The following is a 19,464-nucleotide window of genomic DNA, read 5'->3' as shown; positions in this document are numbered from 1 at the left end:
CAGATATGTATAAATCTCCACAGTATTCTCATCTGGTCCAGTTAGAAAATGGCTGGACTATTAGCCATGCAAATGACACATTCAAACCAGATGTCCTATCTAAATCAGATATCGGAATGGCCAATAAAGGCGATACTATAGCCCTCACTAAAACTCTTGAGGATTACGATGTGGCTCCTGCAACAATCCATTTTAGGAGCATTTTATCCACAATAGATGTGTATTTAAACGGTCAGCTCATATATACCTTTGGACACGATTATTATGAGGCTGGCAAAATGCTTCCTAAGGTTGAGCATTTTGTTAACCTGCCTGATGATTATCCCGGAAAAGAACTGACCATCCTCATTACAGCCACTGAAAGAAATGCTTTTTCCGGCATGTCACCAATAACCCTTGGTGTTATGGAAGATATTACCCGCAGTATGGTCCAAAATGGAAGGCTATCTCTTTCTATCGCAGTTTTCCTTGTGATGTTCGGCTTTATGATACTTGTATTATCACCAATCCTTCTACAAAAAGGCAATCATGATCTTAGCATTGCCTTTAGCGGTGTTATATCAGTCCTTCTCGGTCTTTATATTTTGTGTTTCAATGATCTATTCTGGGCTTTTTCGGACTCCCCGGCATTTTATACATTCCTTGAATATTTATCTCTTTTCCAGCTGCCTGCATCAATTCTTCTATTTCTAACCTTTGCCGGGCAAATAAGAGGTAAACGTATCCCTCTTATTCTGGGTATTGTGAACTATGGTTTTGCCATAGTCACGGCTATATTGCACCTGACAAATCTAGTACATATATGTAATTTTGTATCCACGCTGCATTTGATAGCTCTAGTAGAAGGATTCTATATTATCGTTTCTTTGCTAGCTGCTGTGTATGAACGCCGTGCTCATCCAGATGAGTTCAACACACGAAACATGTCAACAAATATGCTGATTCTGGGACTTGTTCTTTTCCTTGGCTGCGCCGTTACTGATATTATCAAATTCAATATTCAGAAATACGTTAGCACCGGAGAAGTAAACACCAACATAAATTTCCTTACTGTTGGCGGTCTCTTATTTATTGTGTGTTTAGTACTTAATTACTTTTTCCACTGCATAGAATATATCAATGCTTCGAACATGAAACAAAAACTTGAGGGCTTAGCATATACCGATGTGCTAACTGGAATTTCAAACAGATCAAAGTGTGAGCTAACTTTGGCTGAGCTTTCAGGAGCGTACACTATTATCAGTGTTGACTTGGATTACCTCAAATATACTAATGACACATATGGCCATTTAACTGGTGACAAGCTACTGAGCGGTTTTGCAGATATTCTTAAGGGATGTTTTTATGATGCTACATTATTAGGAAGGATGGGTGGCGACGAATTCATAATAATTCTGCCTTTTATAAACGAAGCAAAACTTGAAAAAGAACTAGCCAGCTTTGTAAATACCATGGAACAAAGGAGTAAGACCGACTCCCCTATCAAATACTCTGCTTCTTACGGTCACGCCAGCAGCAATGACGACATACTTGGTAATAATCCGACAGCTCAGAATGTATATCTTCTTGCCGATGCACGAATGTACAAAATGAAGAAAACTCATCACAAACAGACTCTCGGCAGATTATATGATGATCTTCTGGGCAAAAATCCCGAGGAAGGAGGCTTAGATGAACACTAAAAAAAGGCTTCCTTATATACTTGTTTCCATAGCTATTTTCCTGCTTACTACCATCAGTTGCATGATAGCTCTGCGACATGAGCCAAAATATAGCATCACTCCGTTAAACAGCCAATGGGATATGAGTATTAACGATGTGCATCTGACAAATGTTTCCTTATCTCATTTTCACAAATACTATGACCAGAAAACCAAAAAGCACGATCACCTTATAATGAAGCATCGTCTTCCTTCCGGCAATATTCCTAATCCTGTTATTCTGTTCAGATCCAAGTACTCCACGTTAAAAGTTTATTTGGATGGCGAGCCAATTTATGACTTTGGAATGGATTATTATCAGAAGGATAAATTTCTTGGGAAGATGATTCACGTCATTACCCTGCCGACTGACTATTCAGGAAAAGAGCTTACTTTTGAAATGTACATGACTGAAGACAATGGCTATGGAAACTTTGAAGCACCAATGTTTGGATCTCACCCGGATATAACCGGAATACTTGTTCAGGATAATATCATAATAATAGCTACTGGTCTTTTCATGTTCATATTTGGCCTTACATTCCTATGCATTGGGCTAATATTTATCAGCTATGTTGCAGAAATAAAAAGCCTTGTACTGGGTTCTTTATTCTGCATAAATCTCAGTGCATGGTTACTTACCTATTACAATATCCTATCCCTTTTTGTATACACAGAATTAGAAACAGAAATTGAATATTTTACCATGTATTTAGTTGTTCCCTACTGCTTTGTCATCCTATACTATATAGGCAATTTCAAGGGCAACCGCCTATATACAGGTATTATGCTGGTATGTTGTGGTGTACCGTTTATCCAATATGCGCTTCACTATATATTTAACATACACATGCGGCTTACTCTCATAGTCTACCAGATATCCGGTCTTGTCGGCTTCGGAGTTCTACTTGTCTATGCCCTTATGATAATCAGAAAAAAAATAGTCGTGCCAGAAAATACCAGAATACAAATGACAGGCCTTTTTACCTTTGCAATAGGGCAATTAGTCCACTTGGTAATTTATCTGCTGGAGCAGCTCCATATTCCTACCTATCAGCCATTTAACAAGTTCTCTATTTCATTGGCTTGCCTTATGTTTGCTGTTTGCCAGTTGTCAACTTATCTTGTATATATTACAGCCAGCTATGCCAAAAAACAGGAAAATGCCTCCCTCTCTCACCTTGCATATGCTGATGGCCTTACAAATCTTCCGAATCGTTCCAAAGCAGACAAACTTATGGCCGAATTAAATGAAGCCACTGACGATTACTGCATTCTGAGCATAGACTTAAATGGGTTAAAGATAGTCAATGATAAATATGGCCACCCTAGTGGGGATAAATATATCAAAGATTTTGCAAAGGTATTAAATAACACATTTGGAGAAGAAGAATTCTGTGCTCGAATTGGCGGAGATGAATTTATAGTCATAATTCGAGACGCAGGAAACAAAGATATCAATACTCTGATAGGGCGCATGAATAGCGCATTAAATGTTATGAACGCACTATATACAGAGTACAAACGGAGCGTCTCTGTCGGGTTTGCCTTCAAACATGAAGCGCCCGATGGAAGCTCCCACAATGTATACCTTTTAGCAGATCAGAGAATGTACGAAAACAAGAGACGTATGCACAATGAGCTAGGTATCAGCCCAAGGCTGTAATAATAAAATGTACAGCTATAAACACCGCTAAGAAGATCACGTTTGCCAGGGTAAAGTAGAAAATATACTTGCCCTGGTGTTCTTTATAGCTTGCAGTAAAAAACTTAAAGGAAATAAGGCTCGCCATAGAGGCAATAAGCGTTCCAAGACCTCCTGCATTTACACCTATGAGAAGTTCCTGTAAGTCCTCAGCAAATCCGCTCAACATAAGAGTTGCTGGAACATTACTAATAAATTGGCTTGCCACTACTGAAACTATAAATTCACGACCACTTGTCACTTGGCTTAAAAAGTCTTTAACAACAGCTACTCTGGCTATATTTCCAGTAAATATGAAAAAGCCTATGAAAGTAAGAAGTAGCATATAGTCTGCCCTCAGAAGAATGTTGATATTCATTCCAAGGACCACTACAAAAATAATGGCAGCCATGATGTACCAGGGTATTATCCTAAGAACCGCCAAAAGAGCTATCACAAACAAAGCTCCATATACCGCAATCTGTATTCTGCTTCCAAACTTTTGCACAACCTCTGCTTCCTGAGAAACACTGACTTTGTCCATCTTTCCTGGAAGAAGTAATAGACAAAACGCAAGAAGAATACCAGAAAGAATCGTATATGGCAGCATCGTACCTATAAACCGGGTAATGGACATGCCTGTCACGCCATAGAGATATAGATTCTGCGGGTTTCCTATAGGTGTTGCCATACTTCCAAGATTGGCCGCAATAGTCTGAAACACTTTCACTGGAATCAGAAGATCCTCTCTATTGCAGTTCTTTAAAACAAGCACAGCAAATGGAACAAAAGTAATAAGCGCCACATCATTGGTTATTAGCATACTTCCGAAAAAGCACATGAATATAAGCGCCGCGCACAATTGGAAGGAGAGCTTGGCCTTTCCTAGAAGGAAATTTCCAACCTTCTCAAATACTGCATTATCCTTTAATCCCTGGATAACTACCATAAGTCCCCATAAAATCCCAAGGGATCTAAAGTCAATATATCCCGCATATTCTTTATCAGGCCTTACCAGGAACATTGAACATATGGCAAGTATCCAGGCAATACATAAGACTGGGTCAGATTTTATCTTTTTTATCAAATTCAATTTAAGCTGCCTCCGCCTTTATCTTTTCAATAAATTTGTCTATAAGAACCTTTGCTTCTTCGGAAGAAAGAGTCTTGTTAAGTCCAAACACCAGGGGCTGTTCTTCCCCTAGTAACCCTCGTTCGTACACCTGAGCAATGGCACCAGCACACACCCTGCAGTCATAGATATCCTTGAGCTTACCGGCCTCCCTCCACTCAAGGTCAGGCCACTTTAATATATTGACCATAAATTCATGGATGATCCTGGCAGCTATCTTTTTGGTAAGTTTAAGTTCCAGCTTCTCCGGTGGATAATTGTCGAGAAAATATTCAAGATAATAGCCAAGTCCATCCCCCGGAAGATCTTCAGATATTTCCTCTGAATATGCCAGCAGCAATTTGTCAAAAAATTCTTTTTCTGTCATGGATAAAACCTCCATAAAGCCTTCAGATATCAGCTTCTACAAGGATAGTTACGCTATCGCAAGCCTTTAATCCCTTAACTTCAAATATACCTGTGGTATTCTCACTTTCATCACCTGTCCACAGGTCAGTTACCTTGTACTTGTCACTCTTGTAAATCCAGTCACCCATAAGTTTTTTCAGATCACAGAGCTTTATAGAAAAGGTCTCATCTACATCTTTTTCACTTACATTTATAAATGAAAGAGCAAATCTATTACCTGTAAGAGGCTTGCAAAGGATATCCACTCTATCTATATCCCTTATATATTCTTGGTCAGGCTGTCCCTTAGAAAGAGATGAATATACCCTCTTGGCCTGAATTCCAAGGCTATCCTGATTAAGGGAGATCATGGCCTTGTTTGCAATTATTTTATACAAGCTATCGCCCTTTTGTACTCGTCTAAGGTCAAGTCCTAGCATAAGTGGTGAATTCATCATGCACCACATAGTCATATGAGTTTTGCACTGGGTCTCATTAAGGCCGTTCATTCCAATCATCATCATATCCGGATCATTCCAGCCCTTATCAAGACCTGCAAACTCATCCATTATCACTGCCTTGCTATATTGAGTCGCTACACTTGTCGTATAATCTCCAGTCCAGTTTCCAACTCCAGGGTCTCCATCACTTCCAACTCTGAAAGTAATATCATTTAATATCCTCCAGGAATCGCATACCTTGTAGGCCCAGTTTTGAGGCTGAGTCTTGCCCCACTCGCAGGCTGAATAGATAATATCATTATCAGGGTCAAGTCTGTTTAGTTCCTTAAGAAGTCTCGCATAGGAATTAAGAGTATTCTCCTGGCGTCTGTGGTTCATAAGTCTGACTCTGTTACTGCCTTTTTTGAGTTTTATTGTAATCTTTTTACTCCAGACAAAATCTGTCTCTGAAGAAGTCTCCTCCAGAAAATCATCGTAAAAGATTTCATCTCCCACAGCCACTTCAAGCCACTGTCCTACTCCTTCTCTTTTGCCAGATGCATACTCTACAGAAATATCTGTTTCCATGTCCTCATTGGCTTCCACTACAAATACGAGCTCGCTTGAGCGAACGTCTACAGGAGATGCCTCCGGTCCAGTACCATCAAAGGTTCCAATTCCGGTTATATAGTCCTCTTCTCTCTGAGCCCTTGTTCCTGTAAGCTCCATGCCTGTCACGCTGACTCTTTTGCCTTCATGAACTCCATAGATAACGGAAAACTCGTCTTCTCCAATTCTCATTCCACGTATGTTAGGGGCAAATGTATATCTGGCATTTTCAGCATTTGAAAAGGTGGCATTATCCCAGAGATAATAGCAGTTATCCACCTTGAGAAAATCAACTCCCCACTCCAGGTAACTCTTAGCATCCTCAGCTTCATGACCACAGGTTCCAACTTCTGCTCCTGCGCAGAGATTTGTTCCGATATCGTTGTACATACCAAACTTAAGGCCTTTTTCGTGGATGTAATCGCCAAGTGCCTTAAAACCTGATGGAAACTTGATATCTTCATTAGAAAGCTTGCCATCTACTCTCCTGTCCTTGTAGCAACCATCATCAAGAACAATGTATTTATATCCAAGCTTATCAAGCCCAAGCTCAATAAACTTATCTGCCATGGCCTTTGTCAATGCCTCTGTATTGCCGCTTCCAAATGCATTCCAGCTATTCCATCCCATAGCCGGAAGATGGTTTTTCTTTTTACCAAATAAAACCTCCCCATTATCAAAAGAATCAAAACGTCCTTGTTTTTCTAGTCTGTCTGGTGTCATAGTCTCTTTCCCCTTTTGTTTTTTCCCAAAAAGATGACTTTCATGACATTTGTCACAAAAGCCATCTCACTTTTTCCTTACATTCTGTGATGTTGCTCCTTCTCAGCATACATCTTTTCATCTATTATTTCTGCAAATTTCTTGGTAGAAAGCTGTTTAGTATGATCATATATCTCATAGCCGCAGCTGATATCCACATGTCTTGGCCAGCCTCTTCGCCTTCTGAGAACTGCTATCTCATCTCTGATCTCACCAATTCTTTCGTGAATATCAGTTGGATTGATTATTTCTGTTATCACACAGAACTCATCTCCTCCAAATCTTCCAATACTATCCTCCTGATCGAAGATATCCACTAAGACATCAGCTATATCCTTGATTGCCCTGTCTCCTGCACTGTGTCCCAAAGTATCATTTATAGCCTTGAAATTATCCACATCTATCATGATGGCGGTAAAATCCCTACCTGAAGCAGCACTAGCCTTGATTTTTTCCTGAAGCCTTATATCAAGTCCTCGCCTGTTGAGAACTCCTGTCAGATAATCAAGATTAACGTCCTTACTCTGGAAAAAGAAATACACAACAAGGCACCCCAGAGATATTCCCGCGTAGGTGGTACTCATATTGGAAATGAAAACCTGTAAAATCGCACCCAGCACAGAAAAGATTGGCAAAAACAATATTGTATTCTTGTAGTCATTCATAATACTGTTCCTAAATAAGATAGAATACACTACCAATAAAATGATGAACAATATTAGGAACAAAGCTCTGATCAGATATAGAGGCCCTCTATAGTAAACGCCATCCTGGAAATAGTAGAACCAGTCAAATCTTCCAATTGTGGATACTAGCACAAGTATCAGATTTATAATGGCAAATATCTGGAAAGCCCACCTAAAAATGTTTCTTCCCATTTTGCTCTTGGTATTACTCTCATCCATCCAGCAGTCAATGTAGTTAACTGCAAAGAGGATGTCCAGTGGATCCAGAGCATAAATAACAAAGTATCCAACCTCTGCCAGTATCAGATACTTATCAGGATAAGCTTCTCCTGCGCGCCCAAGCGACTCTGATATGAGCAGTATAAGAGTCAGGATCAGAATGGCAGAATACTTCCTGCCTCTGATCATCTTGGAGCCTTTACTCTGAAATATCAGCAAAAGAGTTATCAAGAATACTGTATAGAAATTAAGTACCAACCATCCTTCTAATGCGATCATATAATAACCTCGCCAGTGTCTTACGATGTCAGCAGTTATTCATTAGCATTCCCCTTAAATATAACAATACCTTTTTTCTTAAACTTCTTAACCGGCTCAGCAGCAGTAGCTTCTGGCTTTTTAGCTGGAGCCTTTGGTGCCTCCTGTGCTACATCCTTTTTAGGAGCAGCCTTCCTTACAACTGGCTTTTTGGAAACTCCGGAAGCTTCTGCAACCTGAGCTACTACAGAAGTCCTCTTTGGCGCAGCCTTTTTCTCGGTCTGTTCCTGTTTAGGTGCAGGGCGTGTAGCTGCCTTGGCTGCTGCCTCTGCCGCAATCTTGGCAGGATCTCCAAGCTTCATTGTAAGTGCAATTCTCTTTTTATCAAGTTCAACATCAAGTACCTGAACGTCAACTATATCCCCAACGCTGACAGCCTCAAGCGGATGTTTGATAAATTTATCTGTAATGTGAGATATGTGCACCAGTCCATCCTGGTGAACACCTATATCTACGAAGCAGCCGAAGTCTATAACGTTTCTGACTGTTCCCTTTAAGATCATGCCGGGCTTTAAATCCTTCATATCAAGGACATCACTCCTAAGGATAGGAGCTGGCATGTTTTCTCTTGGGTCTCTTGAAGGTTTCTCAAGCTCTGAGAGAATATCTGTAAGAGTGATCTCACCAATTCCAAGCTCCTCAGAAAGCTTTTTCTTGTCTGCTTCTGTTACCTTCCTGGATAGAGAGCCTGTATTAACTGTGGACTTCTCTGCAGCCTTGTTGTCAGCAGAAGGCTTTTTATCAGATGCATTATCAGAATCCTGCACTACAGCAAGGTTACTGCCTGCAAGTGCTGCTGCAAGTGCTGCTCCCATAGCTGTGCTTGTATTTCTGATAACAACCTGCTTCTGCTTTTTCTGTGGACGAGGCTTCTCTTCTCTAGCTGGCTGAGGTTTCTCAGTAGCGGCCTTGGCAGCGTTCTTCTGAGCTGCTCTAACATCATCAAAGGTAATACCGAGCTTATCCATAAGCTTTAAAGTAGCCTCGTAGGATTCAGGATGCACGCTTGTAGCATCAAGAGGATTCTCTCCGTCAGCAATACGAAGGAAACCTGCACACTGCTCGTAAGCCTTTGGTCCTAACTTAGGTACCTTTAAAAGTTCCTCTCTACTTTTAAATTTACCATTTTCTTCTCTATAATCAACAATATTTTTAGCTATTACCTTGCTGATACCTGAAATGTACTGAAGGAGTGGTGCTGAAGCTGTATTAAGGTCAACACCAACCTTGTTAACACAGTCTTCTACAACACCTTCAAGGGTCTCGCCCAATTTCTTCTGGTTCATATCATGCTGATACTGTCCAACTCCAATGGACTTAGGGTCTATCTTGACCAGCTCAGCAAGCGGATCCTGAAGTCTTCTTGCAATTGATGCTGCACTTCTTTGTCCAACATCAAACTGTGGAAACTCCTCTGTGGCAAGCTTACTAGCTGAGTACACTGAAGCTCCGGCCTCATTGACTATCACGTACTGAAGAGGTCTGTCAAGTTCCTTGATAAGCTCTACGATAACCTGCTCAGATTCTCTAGAAGCAGTACCATTACCAACAGAAATCAGATCTACGTTGTATTTATCAATAAGTCTCTTTAATTCAGCCTTGGCTTCCTCTACCTTGTTCTGAGGGGCTGTTGGATAAATAACCTTGGTATCAAGAACTTTACCTGTAGCATCTACAATGGCAAGCTTACAGCCAGTTCTAAAAGCAGGGTCCCATCCCAGAACTGTCTTGCCAGCAATAGGTGGTGCCATGAGAAGCTGAGTCAGATTCTTGCCAAATACGGAAATTGCACCATCCTCTGCCTTCTCAGTAAGTTCATTTCTGATATCACGCTCAATAGCAGGAGCAATGAGTCTCTCATATGCATCCTGATTGATTTCCTCAATAACAGGAGTAGTAATAGGATTGTCATTTTTGAGCATCTTCTTGTTCAAATACTGAAGTATCTGCTCTTCAGGAGCCTCAATCTTGACTACGAGGAATTTCTCCGCCTCACCTCTGTTAAGAGCAAGTACTCTGTGACCCAATACCTTCTTGATAGGCTCTTCATAGCCATAGTACATCTCATAAACGCTCTGAGCCTTCTCATCCTTGGCCTTACTTGTAAGGATACCCTGCTCCATTGTAGCTTCTCTTATATATGTTCTAAAATCAGCATTATCAGAAACATCCTCAGCAATGATGTCCATTGCTCCCTGAAGTGCCTGTGCTGCATCCTCAACCTCTTTTTCCGGATCAACAAAGGCTGCAGCTTCCTCAGCAAGGGGCTTTGTAGTCTCCTGAGCAAGAAGGATCTGGGCAAGTCCTTCCAGTCCCTTTTCTCTTGCTATGCTGGCTCTTGTCTTTCTCTTTGGTCTATATGGAAGATAAAGATCCTCGATAGCAACCATAGTCTCAGCTGCAATAATCTTGGCCTTAAGTTCATCAGTCATCTTGCCCTGCTCTTCGATAGAAGCAAGCACCTGCTGCCTTCTCTCTTCAAGGCTGCGGAGATACTTAAGTCTCTCATCCAGATTACGGAGCTGTTCGTCATTAAGGGAGCCTGTAGCTTCCTTTCTGTATCGTGAAATGAAAGGAATAGTATTGCCCTCGTCAATTAACTTAACTGCGGCTTCAACCTGCCATTTCTCGACTTGTAGTTCTTCTTTGATCTTTAATACAATATCCATTTTTTCCTCGCTAATACTTAATATTCAATTAACTTTTTATGAACAAACGATATTCCTTATTATACCAAGCCTTTCGCTCTGTTTTCAAGACTCATGAAAGGCCCGTAAACATTGAAAAAAACGCCGTTTTATTGTAGAATCTATGGTAAGAACCTATGTTTGAGAGGAAGGTATTGATGGAAGATAACGGGGACAAATACTATTACAATAATTATAATTACAACATGACCCATAATGACCTTGATAATCATGTCAGGATGGCTTCAACAGCCCTTATTATGGGACTTATTTCAGTTCCCTTATGTTTTTTCATGTATACTGGAATAATTGTTGGTGGAATAGCTGTCGTTTTTGCTCTTTTATCCAAGGGCACAGCGGCCAAGCTCCTTCCCCAGGCCAAAAAGGGAATCATATACGGGACAATTGGAATAGTACTTGGCTATGCAATACTTGTAACTAGTGTTCATACAATGTTTACAGATCCTGTTGCGCATGAGCAGCTCAATAAGACCTCCGTCCAGCTTTACGGCGAGAGCTTTGACGATATGTTAAAAGAGATAGGTGTAAGCATTGATGGCGAGTAAGGAAGGTGCCTATGAGTATGATCGGTGCTATCGGAAGTGGATATGGAGCCTACACAGGCTATGGCATGTCAACTGGTGCTGCTTCTGAGGCCAAGCCCATACTTAATCCTAGTGAGTCCACACAGAAGGCTCCTGGCAAACTATCATCTCCTGCAGAGTGTGAAACCTGCAAGAACCGTAAATATCAAGACGGCTCTGATGAGATGGTTTCTTTCAAGAGCGCCCAGCACATCAGTCCTGAATCTGCTGCTGCAAGAGTCAGAGGACATGAAGCTGAGCATGTGAGCAATGCCTACAAGGATGCAGCCATGAATAATGGCAAGGTTCTTCAGGCATCAGTATCTATCAAAACAGCCGTGTGTCCAGAATGCGGACGCACTTACGTATGCGGTGGGGAGACCGCTACAAAGATAAAATACAGTAATGAGGATAACCCATATCAGCAAGCCAGAAAGTCCATAGACAAACAAGGGCTGCTTGGAGCAAATATCAATCTGGCCGGCTGAGCATAAGAAGGTGTTGTCAGGGGAGCATATACTACATGTCTAACACTATTAAAATTGCAGAGCTTAAGGCAACGGCCAAGGAAAGATCCATAGACAGATATGGATCTCTTATATTGGCCAATATTATTATTTTTATAATTCAGCTTATCATTTCTGGTATTACCACTGTAGGAACCTCTGGTAGTATCATCATTTTTGTCATAAATCTCATCATCAACCTGATTGTAAATATTCTTCTGGGAGTTCTTGTATCCGGCAAGGCCTACCTTTATATGAATCTGGTCTACTCGCAGCCTATCGCTGCCTCAGATATTTTCTTTGGATTAAAGCAGCATCCTCAAAAAGCTGTGATCATCCAGTCAGTATTTGTTCTGGTGGATTTCTTTGTAAGTCTCCCGGCATCAGTTCTTCTTTTTATGGTCCAGAGGACTCCTACCCAGAGCGGATACATAGCAATGATCATTGCTCTCTTAGTTGGCTTCATAGTAAACCTCTATGTTTCGCTGGTTTATTCGCAGTCCTTTTTTCTTTTGCATGACTTCCCTGAGCGCTCCGCAAAAGAGCTCCTTAGAAGCAGCCGCAAACTGATGCAGGGCAACAAATTAAAGCTGCTTGCACTCTATTTGAGCTTTATTCCCCTGTACTTATTTGGTATTCTAACTTTGTTTATCCCACTTTTGTGGATAAGTGTTTACAGATATGCTACTATAGCTGTCTTTTATCAAAAACTGATTTCAAATGCTGGCAGCAATATGCCAGCCAAGGAGGAACAAAATGGACTTGATTGATGCGATCCGTGCTATCGATAAGCCACATGAGGACGATGTCCTGAATAGATTATATACACCTTGGGGTGAAAACCTTGACAAAGACAACGTACTCAAAGAGTATCCTCGCCCACAGTTTCAAAGAAACAGCTATATCAATCTGAACGGTGATTGGGAATACTGTATTGTTCCAGAGGAACAGGGCTCATCTATTCCTGAAAAAATGGATGGTCACATTTTAGTACCATTTTCTCCAGAGGCAATGCTATCAGGCGTCGAAAGGCGACTTGAGCCATACCAGTATCTCTGGTACAAAAAGGTACTTCCAGTCCTAAAGAGAACCCACCATAATTCCCGTTTTCTTTTGCATTTTGGAGCAGTAGATCAGTTTGCTGATATCTATGTTAATTCCACCCTTGTAGGCTCTCACAGTGGTGGATATCTTCCTTTTACCCTGGATATAACAGATTATCTTTTGTTTGATGGTCACAATAAAGAGTCCCTTGATAACATGCTTCACGTCAGAGTCAAGGACACCAGTGATTCCTCCTATCACAGCAGGGGAAAACAGACTCTTAAAAGAGGTGGAATGTACTACACCTGTCAGAGTGGCATCTGGCAGACTGTCTGGATTGAAGAGGTTCCAAATACCTACATCAGGAAACTCCGGATCAGACCAGAAGCTGATCTTAAAACATTATCCGTCGAGGTTTCCACCAATAACCCCAGCAAAGTTACTGTTAAATTCCCTGGCTATGAAATGGTTAAATCACCATCTTCTTCTGACAGCTATGATACTACCTTTACTGGAGATTTTTCTTTTTCCTCAGATACATATCCCAGCATTGGAGAAGACCATTCAGCGATTTCTCCTAGCTACTACCATTTTTCTTTTACCATAAAAGAACCACATTTATGGAGCCCTGAAGACCCTTATCTGTATCCGCTTCAGATAATCACAGATGAGGATCATGTTGACTCCTATTTTGCCATGCGCTATTACTCAATAGAAAAAGACGGATCAGGAATCAGCAGGTTCTGCCTGAATCATGCTCCGTATTTTCTTATGGGTGCACTTGACCAGGGCTACTGGCCAGATGGACTCTACACAGCTCCTTCTGACAAGGCACTTATTTATGACATTACAGAAATGAAGAGACTTCATTTTAATATGCTCCGCAAGCATATCAAGGTTGAAGCAGCAAGATGGTATTACCACTGTGACCGCCTTGGGATGATAGTTTGGCAGGACATGGTTAGCGGAGGTTCCTCCTATGCCAAGCCAGTGGTATCATATCTTCCAACTCTTTTCCCAAAGGTGTTTGGACGTATGCCTGATGGTCCCGCGACCTACAAGACTTTTTCACGTGGTTCTGCCGAAGGACGTGGCGAGTGGCTTAAAGAAATGCAGAATACAATAAGATATTTGTACAACGTTCCTAGTATTGCAACCTGGGTTCTATTTAATGAGGGCTGGGGACAGTTTAATGCTGCCAGTGCCACAATTATGGCTAGAGAAATAGATAATACAAGGCCAATCGATCAGGCCAGCGGATGGTTTGACGAAGGAAGCGGCGATTTTAGAAGTGTTCACAACTACTTCAGGCCTCTTACTGTTGAAAAAGACCCAGGTGGCAGAGCCTTTGTTATTTCTGAGTATGGCGGCTTTACTCACCACATCTCCGGTCACAGTAGTGTCGACAGAGTCTTTGGATATAAAAAATACGACACCTTGGATCAACTAGGTGTCGCATATTACAACCTTATGAATGGTACTATCAAGCCTCTTATAACAAAGGGGCTTGCCGGTGCAGTTTATACTCAGGTAAGTGATGTTGAGGAAGAAGTTAATGGTCTTATGACCTATGACAGACGCATAACCAAGATAAATCCTGATCTTGATCCAAGCCTGTCAAGCAATATAGATATTGCTCTTAATAAATCTCAACCTGACCATTGAATATCTTTTGCAGTTTATTTCTGACCATTATAAAGGCAGGTATCAGAAAGGCATCAGCCAGAATCCAGGCTGCAGGGCTGGCAAGGCATATCGCTGTAAAGCCTATGTGCGGTACCAGCAAAATAGCTACTGCCGATCTACCTATCATCTCCATAACTCCGGCCAGGACTGCAAACATTGAATAGCCCATTCCCTGAATGAGGAATCTTACTATATTTACAAGGGCCAGTGGAATATAAAACAGGCTGTTATAGATCAGGAAAAGATGAGCATTATCAAGGCAGGTTACTTCACTGGCATTTAAGAATATCATCGAGAAGTTCCTGCCAAATAATATCAGTATCACGCAGGCTATAACAGAATAAATACTTCCAATCTTCACAGCAGCCTTAAGTCCCTGCGTGAGATGGTCGAGCTTTTTAGCTCCCACATTCTGTCCGCCATAGGTTGCCATAGTCGAACCAAGAGCGTCAAAAGGAATACAGAAGAACATTGCTACCTTACTTGCTGTAGTAACTGCTGTAACAGCATCTTCTCCAAGGCCATTGATGGCTGTCTGCAAGATAACACTTCCTATTGCAGTTATGGAATACTGAAGTCCCATTGGAACTCCCATATTAAACAAAATAACAAAATGTGATCTGTCAAGTTCCCAGTCATCCTTTGAAAGCTTCATAATATCTATCTTTCTAATAATGTACAAAAGACAAAGCGTACCAGCCACAAGCTGAGAAACAACTGTAGCAAAGGCTGCTCCAAAAATTCCCCATTGAAATACCATTATAAATACAAGGTCCAGGGCAATATTAATGACAGAACCTATGATCAGATATTGTACAGGATGTTTGCTGTCACCAAGCGCTCTTATTGTGGCTGACAAAAGGTTGTACATGTATGTAGCTGGAATTCCCAAAAATATGACTATGATGTACTGATAAGCGTAATCAAGGATTGAATCTGGTGTCTTCATAGCAAGTAGGATCTGTCTACAGAATACACTAACAAAGAAAGTCATGATCACAGCAAATATTGAGCACAGGATGATTGCATGAGTATAGAACTTGCGCATGCTCTTATAATCCTTGGCCCCAAATCTCTGGGCTATAGGAATTGCAAAGCCATTGCAGACACCCATACAAAAGCCCATGATCAAAAAGTTCACAGCTCCTGTTGAACCCATTCCTGAATAAGCTTCTTTACCAAGGGTCCAGGATACGATTGCTGTATCAATTATGTTGTATAACTGCTGAAATAACATGCCCCAGAAAAGAGACATGGCAAAGCCCATGATAAGCTTCATAGGATCGCCTACAGTCAAGTCCTTTATATTAGTATTTTTACTCATAATCGTTAACCTCTATTCGACTATTAAATCCAAACAGTTGAATATAGTACTACACTTCTATAATTATTGTAAAGTGGGAATTAATTTTGTACAATAAGTCTAAATTCTATACTGAAATACGAGCTTTACGCGTATTTTAATAATATAAACTCAGGGAAATGGAGATAATATGGAAAACATAAAAGCAGTAGTTTCTCTAGGACACGATGCTCTTGGTGTAACAACCTCAGAGCAGCTTACAGCGACCAAGGTCGCAGCCAAGGCTCTTGCGGATCTTGTAGAAGCCGGATACCAGCTTACAATCACCCATAGTAATGGCCCTCAGGTCAGTATGATCCATAAAGCCATGACTGAACTTCATAGAATGTACATTGATTACACAGCAGCTCCAATGTGTGTATGCAGTGCTATGAGCCAGGGCTATGTTGGCTATGATATTCAGAATTCTCTGAAGGCAGAACTGACAGGACGCGGAATATCCAAGGCTGTCAGCACAATCCTGACTCAGGTGACTGTAGATCCCTATGATGAAGCCTTCTATGCACCTACCAAGGCCATTGGTCGTTACATGTCCAAGGAAGATGCAGATAATGAGGTCAAGAAGGGAAATTTTGTAAAAGAAGATCCTGGAAAGGGCTATAGAAAAATTGTAGCAGCTCCCAAGCCAATAGACATAGTTGAAATCGATGCTATCAGGGCATTAGTCGATGCAGGTCAGATTGTTATTGCCTGTGGCGGAGGCGGTATTCCAGTTATACAGCAGGGTCATGTTCTCAAGGGCGCTTCTGCCGTAATTGAGAAAGACGCAATAGCAGGCAAGCTTGCAGCAGATCTTAAGTCCGACAAGCTCATAATCCTGACTTCCGTACCATTCGTATACAAAAATTTCGGCCAGGAAACTCAGGAAGAAATCCCTCAGATGACCGTTTCCGAAGCCAAAAAATACATTGAAGCCGGAGAATTTGGCGAAACCGATATGCTTCCCAAAATTGAAGCAGCCATCGAATTCCTCGAAGCCAACCACGAAGGCGAGGTAGTCATCACCTCCCTAGTATCCGTCTCCGACGCCCTCAAAGGCAAAGCCGGCACCCGCATCATCTACTGATTGCCCAGCCCGGAGCGTATACTAAAACGCCCAGTGCGCAGAAAACTACCTCCCGCTCATGTAAGAGTTTTTTTTCGCCACTCCTGTCGGGGGTTCATGGCATCAAAATTTCTGCCTGGGGTTCCATGGCTCAAAACTCGTATCCTAGGCCCGCTTTCGAGCAGGTGTTTTCGCCCGGCGAGTCTTAGATGGCAAATTGTCAATTCGCAGCCTCGCTGCTCATTTACATTCGGGGCGATATTCCAATTTGCTTCGCAAAGATCGCCCCTCACTCCTGAATCATTTTCTCACGAAATCTGCAGTAAATGCAGATTTCTGGAGCCGCGCCCTCGGAGGACTTGTCTGAAGCAGGGCGGAGGTTAGATATACTAGACTATGAAAATGCCATAGCTCGCACAGCGAGCGTATATAACAATAAAGAGATCAGCTCTCCAAGCTAGCTTGTGAGACTGATCTCTTTTTGTTATTAAGGTGCTACGCACCTGTATGGCATTTTCAATTATGTAGAACTTTGTCCGCCCTGCAAGTTTTGGCCTTCCGAGGGCGTATTAAAAGAAAGTGTGCGCGAACATTTGAGAAATGTTTCATTTGCCAGTGACGAGCAGGCAAAAATACTGCGCAGATAATAGGGCCGTCGGACACTCAAACATGTTGAGCCATGGACAGGAACCCCAGGCAGAAATTTTGAAGCTCATGAACTAACCCTCCACTCACAAAGGCGAAAAAATATCTCTCACAAAGTCGCTCGCGGTAGTTTTCTGTGCACTGGACTGCGGTGCTGGCCCGGGATGCGGGTGCGGCTGGCAGCAGCAAGTTTTGGCCGAAGCCGCTGTGTGGGCATGCCTGGGCGCTGGCGGGTTAGGTGTTGGTGGCCTGCTCTACGTTGAACTGAGGGATCTTGGGTACAAGGTCGCCACGGATCTCGATGAGAGGTGATGACTTTCCTTCGATGTAGTCGCGGGTTATTGTGACACGGCCAATGTTCTCGTCCTTGGGTATCTCGTACATGATGTCGAGCATAAATTCCTCGATGATGGCGCGAAGAGCTCGTGCTCCAGTATCTTTTTCCATGGCCTTCTCTGCTATGGCTTCGAGAGCACTATCATCAAATTCAAGGTCAACTTCGTCAAGAGCCAGGAGTTTCTGATACTGCTTGAGAATAGCATTCTTGGGCTCTTTCAGGATCTTTACAAGCATATCCTTAGTAAGAGCCTGAAGTGAACATATAATTGGAAGACGACCAAGGAATTCTGGGATCATACCAAACTTCTTTAGATCCTCTACTGTAACCTTTGAAAGAAGGTTTGGATCGTCCTCATACTTATCCTTGAGATCTGCATCAAATCCAATTGAAGTCTGCTTATTAAGTCTCTGAGTTATTATCTCTTCAAGATCCGGGAATGCACCTCCACAGATAAAGAGAATATTTCTGGTATTAACTGTTGCAAGTGGCACCATTGCATTCTTGCTACCTGCGCCAACTGGGACCTCAACGTTAGAGCCCTCAAGAAGCTTTAACATTCCCTGCTGAACAGATTCTCCACTTACATCCCTTGATGTTGTGTTTTTCTTTTTGGCAATCTTGTCTATCTCATCGATAAAGATAATTCCATGTTCAGTTTTCTCAACATCATTACCGGCTGCTGCAAGGAGCTTACTAACTACGCTCTCGATGTCATCACCAATATATCCTGCCTCAGTAAGGGATGTGGCATCAGCAATAGCAAGAGGGACATCAAGAAGCTTTGCAAGGGTCTTAACAAGATATGTCTTACCACTTCCTGTTGGTCCCAGAAGCAGAATATTGGACTTCTCTATTTCAATTTCATCCATAGTATCTGTTGCTACTCGCTTGTAGTGATTGTAAACCGCAACAGACATTACTTTTTTAGCCTGATCCTGACCAATTACATACTCATCAAGCTTAGCCTTGATCTTGTGTGGCGCTGGAATATTCTTTATATCAATAGCCGGCTTGGAAGAAGCCTCACTCTTTTTCTTTATCTTCTGGGAATTTGGAATTCCACCACCCATATTAAAACCATTATTCTGGAAATCTCCCATGTTGAAGAAGCCCATGTTAGGCATTCCAGAGTTCTTGTTGAGCTCATTCATGAGATTAGGATTGTTAAGCATATTCTGATAGTCGAACTGGCTCACAGCATCCATAGTCTTGTGCATGCAATCATCGCAGACACAGATATTATTGGGAAGATGGAACATCTTGCCAGCCTTACTCTCAGGGCGTCTGCAGACAAAGCAGACATCCTCATACTCTGGCTTGTTGTCATTATCTGATGGCTTGTTATCACCTGCTTCATTTTTCCTGGCATCATCAGAGACAGTATCACCAGTTGTGTTATCCACAACATCAACAGGTGTATCCTGAATGTCTACTTTCTCGTCGTCTGTAACTTCTCTGAAATCAAAATCATCGTTTCTCATAAATTTTCCTCATATTGATATGATAAGAATGCATGTTGCTTGCAACATGCTCGCGCAACTTTCTGTGATACAAGAAAGAATGTCGCTTGCGACATTCTCGCGCCGAGCGCGGTTGCATTTATGCAACATTTACCTATCGCGCGAGT

The 19,464-nt window shown here is 41.9% G+C and carries 14 protein-coding genes; 7 read left to right on the top strand and 7 right to left on the bottom strand.

Annotated elements, in window-relative coordinates:
- Positions 1-5 precede the first annotated feature (5 nt).
- Both BLO53_RS08510 and BLO53_RS08505 read left to right on the top strand, forming a co-directional pair.
- Entirely contained in the window at positions 6-1,682 is a 1,677-nt protein-coding gene (locus tag BLO53_RS08510) for a GGDEF domain-containing protein (protein ID WP_143003225.1), read from the top strand.
- Positions 1,672-3,366, top strand: a complete 1,695-nt coding sequence (locus tag BLO53_RS08505; protein WP_092060539.1) for a GGDEF domain-containing protein — start codon at positions 1,672-1,674, stop codon at positions 3,364-3,366. The genes BLO53_RS08510 and BLO53_RS08505 overlap by 11 nt, the downstream gene beginning before the upstream one ends.
- On the opposite strand, the gene BLO53_RS08500 is transcribed toward BLO53_RS08505, so the two are convergent.
- From BLO53_RS08500 to BLO53_RS08480, 5 genes are all read right to left on the bottom strand, one after another.
- Positions 3,350-4,477 (bottom strand): SLC13 family permease, encoded by a 1,128-nt coding sequence (locus tag BLO53_RS08500; RefSeq protein ID WP_242875347.1) that lies wholly within the window; start codon positions 4,475-4,477, stop codon positions 3,350-3,352. The genes BLO53_RS08505 and BLO53_RS08500 overlap by 17 nt on opposite strands.
- Position 4,478: 1 nt before the next feature.
- Positions 4,479-4,883, bottom strand: a complete 405-nt coding sequence (locus BLO53_RS08495; RefSeq protein WP_092060537.1) for a hypothetical protein — start codon at positions 4,881-4,883, stop codon at positions 4,479-4,481.
- A gap of 22 nt (positions 4,884-4,905) precedes the next feature.
- Positions 4,906-6,675, bottom strand: coding sequence for an alpha-galactosidase (locus BLO53_RS08490; RefSeq protein ID WP_092060535.1), 1,770 nt, complete (start codon positions 6,673-6,675; stop codon positions 4,906-4,908).
- A gap of 77 nt (positions 6,676-6,752) precedes the next feature.
- Positions 6,753-7,898: a GGDEF domain-containing protein gene (locus tag BLO53_RS08485; protein WP_092060533.1), complete on the bottom strand. Its 1,146-nt coding sequence runs from the start codon at positions 7,896-7,898 to the stop codon at positions 6,753-6,755.
- A gap of 35 nt (positions 7,899-7,933) precedes the next feature.
- Positions 7,934-10,606 carry a Tex family protein gene (locus BLO53_RS08480; protein ID WP_092060531.1) on the bottom strand — a complete coding sequence of 891 codons (2,673 nt, stop codon included), beginning with the start codon at positions 10,604-10,606 and terminating at the stop codon, positions 7,934-7,936.
- A gap of 176 nt (positions 10,607-10,782) precedes the next feature.
- On the opposite strand from BLO53_RS08480, the gene BLO53_RS08475 reads away from it, so the two are divergent.
- From BLO53_RS08475 to BLO53_RS08460, 4 genes are read left to right on the top strand one after another with little or no spacing between them, the layout of a single operon-like run.
- Complete coding sequence (locus BLO53_RS08475; RefSeq protein ID WP_092060529.1) at positions 10,783-11,190, top strand: hypothetical protein; 408 nt, start codon at positions 10,783-10,785, stop codon at positions 11,188-11,190.
- 11 nt (positions 11,191-11,201) lie between these two features.
- Complete coding sequence (locus tag BLO53_RS08470; RefSeq protein ID WP_092060527.1) at positions 11,202-11,696, top strand: hypothetical protein; 495 nt, start codon at positions 11,202-11,204, stop codon at positions 11,694-11,696.
- 35 nt (positions 11,697-11,731) lie between these two features.
- On the top strand, positions 11,732-12,484 hold the full coding sequence (locus BLO53_RS08465; protein WP_092060525.1) for a DUF975 family protein: 753 nt from the start codon (positions 11,732-11,734) through the stop codon (positions 12,482-12,484).
- Positions 12,471-14,423, top strand: coding sequence for a glycoside hydrolase family 2 protein (locus tag BLO53_RS08460; protein WP_092060523.1), 1,953 nt, complete (start codon positions 12,471-12,473; stop codon positions 14,421-14,423). The genes BLO53_RS08465 and BLO53_RS08460 overlap by 14 nt, the downstream gene beginning before the upstream one ends.
- Here BLO53_RS08460 and BLO53_RS08455 read toward each other — a convergent pair.
- Positions 14,398-15,768: an MATE family efflux transporter gene (locus BLO53_RS08455; protein ID WP_092060521.1), complete on the bottom strand. Its 1,371-nt coding sequence runs from the start codon at positions 15,766-15,768 to the stop codon at positions 14,398-14,400. The two genes, BLO53_RS08460 and BLO53_RS08455, sit on opposite strands and share 26 nt — an antisense overlap.
- Positions 15,769-15,937: 169 nt before the next feature.
- Between BLO53_RS08455 and arcC the strand changes: the two genes are divergently transcribed.
- The gene (gene arcC / locus BLO53_RS08450; RefSeq protein WP_092060519.1) at positions 15,938-16,873 is read left to right on the top strand and encodes a carbamate kinase; all 936 of its coding nucleotides are present in this window, start codon (positions 15,938-15,940) and stop codon (positions 16,871-16,873) included.
- Positions 16,874-17,731: 858 nt separating this feature from the next.
- Here arcC and clpX read toward each other — a convergent pair.
- Entirely contained in the window at positions 17,732-19,318 is a 1,587-nt protein-coding gene (gene clpX, locus BLO53_RS08445; RefSeq protein ID WP_092060517.1) for an ATP-dependent Clp protease ATP-binding subunit ClpX, read from the bottom strand.
- Between the last annotated feature and the right edge of the window lie 146 nt (positions 19,319-19,464).

This window comes from Butyrivibrio sp. INlla14, from assembly GCF_900102515.1.
In the GTDB taxonomy this organism is placed as follows: domain Bacteria; phylum Bacillota; class Clostridia; order Lachnospirales; family Lachnospiraceae; genus Butyrivibrio.
This window is presented reverse-complemented; position numbering and strand designations above follow the sequence as displayed.

Bases quoted from the DNA above. Each gene is read 5' to 3' on its own strand.
- BLO53_RS08510 (WP_143003225.1), top strand. From the start codon at position 6: ATGTATAAATCTCCACAGTATTCTCATCTGGTCCAGTTAGAAAATGGC.
- BLO53_RS08505 (WP_092060539.1), top strand. From the start codon at position 1,672: ATGAACACTAAAAAAAGGCTTCCTTATATACTTGTTTCCATAGCTATT.
- BLO53_RS08495 (WP_092060537.1), bottom strand. From the start codon at position 4,883: ATGACAGAAAAAGAATTTTTTGACAAATTGCTGCTGGCATATTCAGAG.
- BLO53_RS08490 (WP_092060535.1), bottom strand. From the start codon at position 6,675: ATGACACCAGACAGACTAGAAAAACAAGGACGTTTTGATTCTTTTGAT.
- BLO53_RS08485 (WP_092060533.1), bottom strand. From the start codon at position 7,898: ATGATCGCATTAGAAGGATGGTTGGTACTTAATTTCTATACAGTATTC.
- BLO53_RS08480 (WP_092060531.1), bottom strand. From the start codon at position 10,606: ATGGATATTGTATTAAAGATCAAAGAAGAACTACAAGTCGAGAAATGG.
- BLO53_RS08475 (WP_092060529.1), top strand. From the start codon at position 10,783: ATGGAAGATAACGGGGACAAATACTATTACAATAATTATAATTACAAC.
- BLO53_RS08470 (WP_092060527.1), top strand. From the start codon at position 11,202: ATGAGTATGATCGGTGCTATCGGAAGTGGATATGGAGCCTACACAGGC.
- BLO53_RS08465 (WP_092060525.1), top strand. From the start codon at position 11,732: ATGTCTAACACTATTAAAATTGCAGAGCTTAAGGCAACGGCCAAGGAA.
- BLO53_RS08460 (WP_092060523.1), top strand. From the start codon at position 12,471: ATGGACTTGATTGATGCGATCCGTGCTATCGATAAGCCACATGAGGAC.
- BLO53_RS08455 (WP_092060521.1), bottom strand. From the start codon at position 15,768: ATGAGTAAAAATACTAATATAAAGGACTTGACTGTAGGCGATCCTATG.
- arcC (WP_092060519.1), top strand. From the start codon at position 15,938: ATGGAAAACATAAAAGCAGTAGTTTCTCTAGGACACGATGCTCTTGGT.
- clpX (WP_092060517.1), bottom strand. From the start codon at position 19,318: ATGAGAAACGATGATTTTGATTTCAGAGAAGTTACAGACGACGAGAAA.